Origin of the sequence: Limimaricola litoreus (assembly GCF_024159025.1) — a bacterium.
Classification (GTDB): Bacteria; Pseudomonadota; Alphaproteobacteria; order Rhodobacterales; family Rhodobacteraceae; genus Limimaricola; species Limimaricola litoreus.
Genome location: NZ_JAMYXC010000328.1, coordinates 1 through 6,868 on the forward strand (window position 1 = coordinate 1; position 6,868 = coordinate 6,868).

The 6,868-nt window shown below is 70.2% G+C and carries 7 protein-coding genes, 1 pseudogene and 1 riboswitch; of the genes and pseudogenes, 5 read left to right on the top strand and 3 right to left on the bottom strand.

Annotation, left to right across the window (positions count from 1 at the left end):
- Nucleotides 1-51: 51 nt before the first annotated feature.
- A pseudogene (locus NHG85_RS19590) lies at nt 52-915 on the bottom strand (AAA family ATPase); the annotation flags it as partial.
- 161 nt (nt 916-1,076) lie between these two features.
- Nucleotides 1,077-1,299, top strand: a riboswitch (cobalamin riboswitch).
- 34 nt (nt 1,300-1,333) lie between these two features.
- Between NHG85_RS19590 and NHG85_RS19595 the strand changes: the two are divergent.
- The gene (locus NHG85_RS19595; protein ID WP_253335421.1) at nt 1,334-1,504 is read left to right on the top strand and encodes a CbtB domain-containing protein; all 171 of its coding nucleotides are present in this window, start codon (nt 1,334-1,336) and stop codon (nt 1,502-1,504) included.
- A 10-nt stretch (nt 1,505-1,514) separates the two neighbouring features.
- Nucleotides 1,515-2,195, top strand: a complete 681-nt coding sequence (locus NHG85_RS19600; RefSeq protein WP_253335422.1) for a CbtA family protein — start codon at nt 1,515-1,517, stop codon at nt 2,193-2,195.
- Between the two features lie 4 nt (nt 2,196-2,199).
- On the opposite strand, the gene NHG85_RS19605 is transcribed toward NHG85_RS19600, so the two are convergent.
- Nucleotides 2,200-2,529, bottom strand: a complete 330-nt coding sequence (locus NHG85_RS19605) for a DUF1636 family protein (protein WP_253335423.1) — start codon at nt 2,527-2,529, stop codon at nt 2,200-2,202.
- A 46-nt stretch (nt 2,530-2,575) separates the two neighbouring features.
- On the opposite strand from NHG85_RS19605, the gene cobW reads away from it, so the two are divergent.
- Both cobW and NHG85_RS19615 read left to right on the top strand, forming a co-directional pair.
- Entirely contained in the window at nt 2,576-3,643 is a 1,068-nt protein-coding gene (cobW, locus tag NHG85_RS19610) for a cobalamin biosynthesis protein CobW (protein ID WP_253335424.1), read from the top strand.
- Nucleotides 3,640-4,092 carry a GNAT family N-acetyltransferase gene (locus NHG85_RS19615; RefSeq protein WP_253335425.1) on the top strand — a complete coding sequence of 151 codons (453 nt, stop codon included), beginning with the start codon at nt 3,640-3,642 and terminating at the stop codon, nt 4,090-4,092. The genes cobW and NHG85_RS19615 overlap by 4 nt, the downstream gene beginning before the upstream one ends.
- A 2-nt stretch (nt 4,093-4,094) precedes the next feature.
- Here the strand turns inward: NHG85_RS19615 and NHG85_RS19620 are convergent, their stop codons facing one another.
- Nucleotides 4,095-4,277 carry a hypothetical protein gene (locus tag NHG85_RS19620; protein ID WP_253335426.1) on the bottom strand — a complete coding sequence of 61 codons (183 nt, stop codon included), beginning with the start codon at nt 4,275-4,277 and terminating at the stop codon, nt 4,095-4,097.
- Nucleotides 4,278-4,355: 78 nt separating this feature from the next.
- On the opposite strand from NHG85_RS19620, the gene cobN reads away from it, so the two are divergent.
- Nucleotides 4,356-6,868 (top strand): cobaltochelatase subunit CobN (gene cobN / locus NHG85_RS19625; RefSeq protein WP_253335427.1); only part of this gene is annotated, 2,513 nt, incomplete at its 3' end.

Consider the following 6,868-nt stretch of genomic DNA (forward strand, 5'->3'; position numbering starts at 1 on the left):
ACCCTAATGAATGGCTATCCTTACAAATCCGACGGGTTCAATCTCATTGGTGATGGACGGCCTGTCGTTAGAATTCGGCAGCGCGGCTTCGGCGGCCGCGCGCGTTTCGACCGCCTTGCCTGCAAGGCCATCAGCCCGTGCGGCGGCCTGCGCCATCTCGCGCAGCTCCTCCTCGGCGGCGCCGCGCATGGTCTCGGCGGCGTTCCAGCGCAGCCAAAGGAGCAGCCCCTCGGCCGCGCGCAGCGATTCCCCGATCTCGCGGTAGCGCGCCGCGGTGCGGGCCTGCCGCGCCAGGGTGGCGAGCTGCGCGGCCTGTTGTTCGACCACGTCGTCGACGCGGGCGAGGTTCTGCTCGGCGCCCTTGAGCTTCAGCTCCGCCTCGTGGCGGCGCTGGTAGAGGCCAGAGATCCCCGCCGCTTCCTCGAGGATGCGGCGACGGGCGGTGGGTTTGGCGTTGATCAGCTCGGCGATCTGACCCTGCCGCACGAGCGCGGGCGATTGCGAGCCGGTCGAGGCATCGGCGAAAAGCATCTGCACGTCGCGGGCGCGGACCTCGCGGCCGTTGAGACGGTAGGCCGAGCCGAGATCGCGGGTGATGCGGCGGATGATCTCCAGCGTGTCGGCATCGTTGAAGGCCGCGGGCGCAAGACGCTCAGCATTGTCGATCGAAAGCGTGACCTCGGCGTGGTTGCGCGCGGGACGCGTGGCGGCACCGGCGAAGATCACGTCCTCCATGCCGCCGCCGCGCATCGCGGTGGGGCGGTTTTCGCCCATCACCCAGCGCAGCGCCTCCAGAAGGTTCGACTTGCCGCAACCATTGGGGCCGACCACACCGGTGAGCCCGTCGTCGATCACCAGATCGGTCGGGTCGACGAAGCTCTTGAAGCCGTTCAGCCGCAGCCGGGAGAATCGCATGAAAGCCGCCCTCGTTCGCGCTCTTGGTCGCGCGCCTATGCGCGACAGAGCCCCCCGAAGTCAACGCGCGCGGCCCTTTGCGCGCGGGGTTCCGCCGCGTTTGCGGGACCGGACCGCCTCTCGGCCCCGGCCTTGATGCTTGACGCGGGGTGGGCGGACGGCGCAGAAACGAGGGGCAAGGTTCCCCGATGCGGCGCGAAGCGCCCGAGGGGAGGAAATCGGGAATGCGGAAGGGGCCGATCCAGACAGGAGGCCCCCAGCCGCAGCCGCCCCCGCGACTGTAAGCGGTGAGCGTCCCCCCGACACCACTGGGAGAGATCCCGGGAAGGTGGGGGGAGGCCACGACCCGCGAGCCAGGAGACCGGCCCTGCGTGACGCAACCCAATCCCCGTCGGGTGGACGGGACAGGAGATTTGACATGACGACCAAGACCATCGCCGCCTCCGGCAGCAGCACCGACATCGCCACCATCGCTTTTGCCGCGGTGCTCGGCCTCGGCCTGATCTTTGCCGCCGGCTTCAGCCAGGCGGGCGCGATGCACGACGTGGCCCATGATTCGCGCCACGCCACCGGCTTCCCCTGCCACTGATCCGCTCGACATGATCAGACAGATTGGCGCCAGCGCATTGTTCGCTGGCCTCGCCGCAGGCGTGCTCGCAGCCCTCCTGCAGTTCTGGTTCGTCGTGCCGCTCCTGATGGAGGCCGAACTCTACGAGTCCGGTGCGCGAGCGCATTTCACCGATGGCTACATCGGCTCGGACGCGGGCGCGCCGCCGCTTGGCGACGCGCTGGCGCGGCACGCGGGCACGCTGGCGATGAACGTCGTGGCATGGATCGGCTTCGGCCTCGTGATGGCGGCGGGCTTTGCCCTGGCGCATCGGCAGGGCGTGCGGATCGACGCGCGCCGCGGCCTCGTCTGGGGCCTTGCGGGCTTTGCGGCGCTGGCGCTCGCGCCCGCCTTCGGGCTGCCGCCCGAATTGCCCGGCACGATCGCGGCCGAGGTTTCGGTGCGGCAGGCCTGGTGGGGCTTTTGCGTGATCGCCACCGCCGCGGGGCTTGCCCTCATGGCCTTCGGGCGGGGGCCTGCATGGCTCGTGGCCGGGGCGGCGCTGCTCGCCGCACCGCATGTGATCGGCGCGCCGCATCTCGACCGCTACTTCGGCACCGCCGCCCCGGAGCTGGCGGCGCTGTTCTCGACCCGGGCGCTCGGCGTCTCGGCCGCGGCCTGGGCGCTCCTGGGCGTCATGGGCGGCTGGATCTGGTCGCGCGAGGCCGCCTGACGGCTCAGGCGGGAATGCGCCCGATCAGGCAATGCCTGAGCGCGCCGAGTGGCCGGGCATCGGTGATGTCGCCACCCGGCGCCGCGGCGTAGAGATCGGCAAGCTTACGGACCTCGGCCGCCTGCGCGGCCGAGTCCACCCCGGCAAAGAGATAGGCCATCTTGCCCGGCCCCCGGATCGACAGGGCCACGGGCGAATGGCAGACATTGAGACACTCCACGAGGCGCAGCACGCATCCCTCGCGCAAGCCATCGCGCACCGCGCGGGCCAAGGCCGCCCCCTCGGGCGCCTGCCCCGGCGCGGCGCAAGTCGCGCAGATCGTGATGCAGTCCATATTCACCTCCGGCGCCGCTCGCGCCGACCAGTAACGGAAACGCACCATGCCCGCCAAGATCCCCGCCACCGTCGTCACCGGCTTTCTCGGCGCCGGTAAGACCACGCTGATCCGTCACCTGCTGGAGAACGCCCGCGGCAAGCGCATCGCTCTCGTGATCAACGAGTTCGGCGATCTCGGCGTCGATGGCGGCATCCTCAAGGGCTGCGGCATCGAGAATTGCCGCGACGAGGATGTGGTCGAGCTGTCGAACGGCTGCATCTGCTGCACCGTGGCCGATGACTTCATCCCCACGATGGAAAAGCTTCTGGACCGCGAAGACAAGCCCGATCACATCGTGATCGAGACCTCCGGCCTCGCGCTGCCGCAGCCGCTCATCCGCGCCTTCAACTGGCCCGGCATCTCGACCCGTGTGACGGTCGACGGCGTCGTCACCGTGGTCGATGGCAAGGCCGTGGCCGAAGGCCGCTTTGCCCATGACATCGCCGCGATCGACGCCCAGCGCGCCGCGGATGACGGGCTCGACCACGAGACGCCGCTGTCTGAGCTGTTCGAGGATCAGATCGCCGCCGCCGACATGATCGTCGTCAACAAGACCGACCTTCTGGGCGCGGAGGAGGCCGAGGCGCTGGCTGCAAGGCTCAAAGCCGAGGCCCGCGACGGCGTGCAGGTGGTGCGCGCGGCGATGGGCGCGCTGCCCGTCGAGGTGCTGCTCGGTCAGGGTGCCGCCGCCGAGGCCGACATGGAGGCGCGGCACGAGGTGCACCACCACCATGACCACGACGACGATCATGACGACGACCACCACGACGCCGCGCATCACCACGGCCATGACGAGTTCGAGAGCTTCGTCGTCACCCGCGCCGAGGTGACCGATGCCAAGGCCTTCGCCGCGCAGGTCTCGGAGGTGATCCGCGCGCATGACATCCTGCGGCTCAAGGGCTTCGTCGCGGTGGAGGGCAAGCCGATGCGACTGACGCTTCAGGCCGTGGGCCCGCGCGTCGACACGCATTTCGACCGGCCCTTCGGCACGGAGCCGCGCGAGACGCGCCTGGTGGTGATCGGCGAGGCCGGGCTGGACCGCGCCGCGATCGAGGCCGCGCTGGCAGCGTGAGCATCGAGATTGCAGAGGCGCGCGCGACCGATCCCGGCCCGCGCGCGCTGATCGAGGCCAGTCAGGAGCTGATGCGGGCGCTGTTCCGCCCCGAACAGAACCATTTCCTGCCGACCGAGGCGCTGGCCGCGCCCGATATTCGCTTTCTCGTCGCGCGCGAAGGCGAGGAGCTGCTCGGCTGCGGCGCGCTTCACGTGAAACCGGGTTACGGCGAGCTGAAATCGGTCTTCGTCGGCGACGCGGCGCGCGGCCGTGGCGTCGGCGCCGCGCTCATCGCCGGGCTGGAGGCGGCGGCGCGGGCCGAGGGGCTTGAGCTCCTGCGGCTCGAGACCGCCGACGAACTGGCCGCCGCCTGCAGGCTTTATGCGCGCCACGGTTACGCGCGGCGCGGGCCATTCGGCGCCTATGCCGACAATGGCTGCAGCGTCTTCATGGAAAAGCGGCTGTGAGCTCAGCCCTTGGGTTCGGGCGCCTTCTCGGCGGCCTTCTTCGCGGCCTCTTTCATGCGCTTGAGCAGGTCGGCCTTGTCGTCGCGCTTGTCATAAGGGGTCTTCTGAGTGCCGCGTGCGTTGTGCTCGCTATGCTTGGGCGCGTTGCGGCCCTGACGGGGCCCGCCCGACTTGCTGTAATCCATCTTCCGCTCCTGTAACTGGGGGGTGCCGTTCCCTGCCCCAACGCGGGAGGCGGCGCAAGCGTTCACGAAAGGGCCGCCATGCATCTTCTCGCCGCCACGCCGGGCACCGTCTCCGACGGGACCGAACCCGTCGATCTCGGACAGACGCCCGGCGATCTCGTCGTCATCTCCGCCGCCGACACGGAGCTGGCCGCGCTGAGCGCGGCGCGGGCGCAGATGGCGGATGCGCCCGAGCTGCGGCTGGCAAGCCTCATGCACCTGCAGCACCCGATGTCGGTGGACCTGCATCTCGACGATTGCGCGACGAAGTCCCGCCTCGTCGTGGCCCGCGTGCTGGGCGGCTCGGGCTACTGGAAATACGGTCTGGTGCAATACGCCGCACGGCTGGCGGAGGCGGGCGTGCCCTTTGCCGCCCTGCCCGGCGACGACAAGCCCGACCCCGAGCTGCGCGAGCTGTCGACCGTGAAACCGGGGGATTACGGCGCGCTGTGGTCCTATCTCGTCGAGGGCGGCCCCGAGAACGCGGAGAACTTCCTCCTCCATGCGAAACACATGCTGGATGGGACCGAGCCGCCGCAGGCCGCGCGGCCCTTGCTGCGCGCCGGGCTCTACTGGCCCGGTCTCGGCATCGCCGATCTCGACCGGCTGCGCGAGGTCTGGACCAAGGATGCCCCGGTGGTGCCGATCGTGTTCTACCGCGCGCTGTTGCAGGGCGCGCAGCTCGCGCCGATCGACCGGCTGGTGCGGGCCCTGCTGCGCGCCGGGCTGAACTCGATGCCGGTCTTCGTGGCCTCGCTCAAGGACCCGGTCTCGCGCGACACGCTGGCCGGGCTGATGGCCGAGGCACCGCCTGCGGTGATTCTCAACGCCACCGCCTTCGCCACGGGCGGGGCAGTAGCGGGCGACGCGGCTTCGCCCAATCCTTTGGCCGCGCCTGCGGCGAACGAGGCTCCGGTCTTTCAGATCGTGCTCTCGGCCAGCAGCGAGGAGACCTGGGAGGAGGGGCTGACCGGCCTGTCGGCGCGCGACATCGCGATGAACGTGGCGCTGCCGGAGGTGGACGGGCGCATCCTGAGCCGCGCCATCGGCTTCAAGGGCGAGGCCTTCTTCGACGAGGCGACGCAATGCCGCGTCGCGACCTACCAGCCGCGCGCCGATCGGATCACCTTCGTGGCCGATCTCGCCGCGCGCTGGGCAAAGCTGCGCGCCACGCCTGTCCCGGACCGCAAGGTGGCGCTGATCCTTGCCAACTATCCCAACAAGGACGGGCGGCTGGCCAATGGCGTCGGCCTCGACACCCCTGCCGCCACGGTGCACGCGCTGCGGCTCATGCAGGGCGCGGGCTACGGCGTGGAGCACGCCCCCGAGGATGCGCAGGCGTTGATGGACCGGCTGATGGCGGGGCCGACCAACTGGCTTACCGATCGCGCCGCGCGCGAGGGCGGCGAGGTGCTGCCGCTGGAGGAGTACGAGCGGCATTTCGCGGAGCTGCCCTGGGCCGCCAAGCAGCAGATCCTCGATCGCTGGGGGCCTCCGGGCGACGACCCGTTCATCTTTCCCCAAATACGCACCTCCGACGGCGGCGCCGGGCGCGGCTTTGCCCTATCACTGCACCGCTTCGGCAATGCGGTCGTCGGGCTGCAGCCCGCGCGTGGCTACAACATCGACCCGACCGAGACCTACCACTCCCCCGATCTCGTGCCGCCGCACCACTACCTCGCCTTTCATTTCTGGCTGCGGCATCACTGGGGGGCGGATGCGGTCGTCCACATGGGCAAGCACGGCAATCTCGAATGGCTCCCCGGCAAGGCCGTGGCCCTGTCCGAGAGCTGCTGGCCCGAGATCGCGCTGGGGGCGACGCCGCATCTCTACCCTTTCATCGTCAACGATCCGGGCGAGGGCACCCAAGGAAAGCGCCGGGCGCAGGCGGTGGTGATCGATCACCTGACGCCTCCCCTCACCCGCGCGGAGAGCTACGGGCCGCTGCGCGATCTCGAAGCGCTGGTCGACGAATACTACGAGGCGGCGGGCGTCGATCCGCGCCGGATCACCCATCTGCGGCGCGAGATCCTGAGCCTTGCCGAGACGACGGGGCTTGCTTCGGATGCCGGCTTCGAGGGGCAGGCCGACACCGATCTCGCCAAGCTCGACGCCTGGCTGTGCGAGTTGAAGGAGGCACAGATCCGCGACGGGCTGCACGTGTTCGGGCAGAGTCCCGAGGGGCGACAGGAGCGCGACCTTGCCATCGCGCTGGCCCGCGTGCCGCGCGGTGCAGGCGCGGCCTCGATCCTGCGGGCGCTGGCCGAGGACCTGTCCTTGGGCTTCGACCCGCTCGACTGCGACATGGCAGCGACATGGACCGGCCCGCGCCCCGAGGCGCTTTCAGGCGAGGGCAAATGGCGCAGCGCGGGCGATACGGTGGAACGGCTCGAAGAGCTGTGTCAGCGCCTGCTCGACGGCAAGGCCCCCGTCCCCGGCCCCGCTTCGGCGGCGGTGCTCGACGAGATCGAGACGAAGCTGCGTCCCGCCATCGCCGCCTGCGGCCCAGCGGAGGGCGCGGGCCTGCTCACCGGCCTCGACGGCCGCGCCGT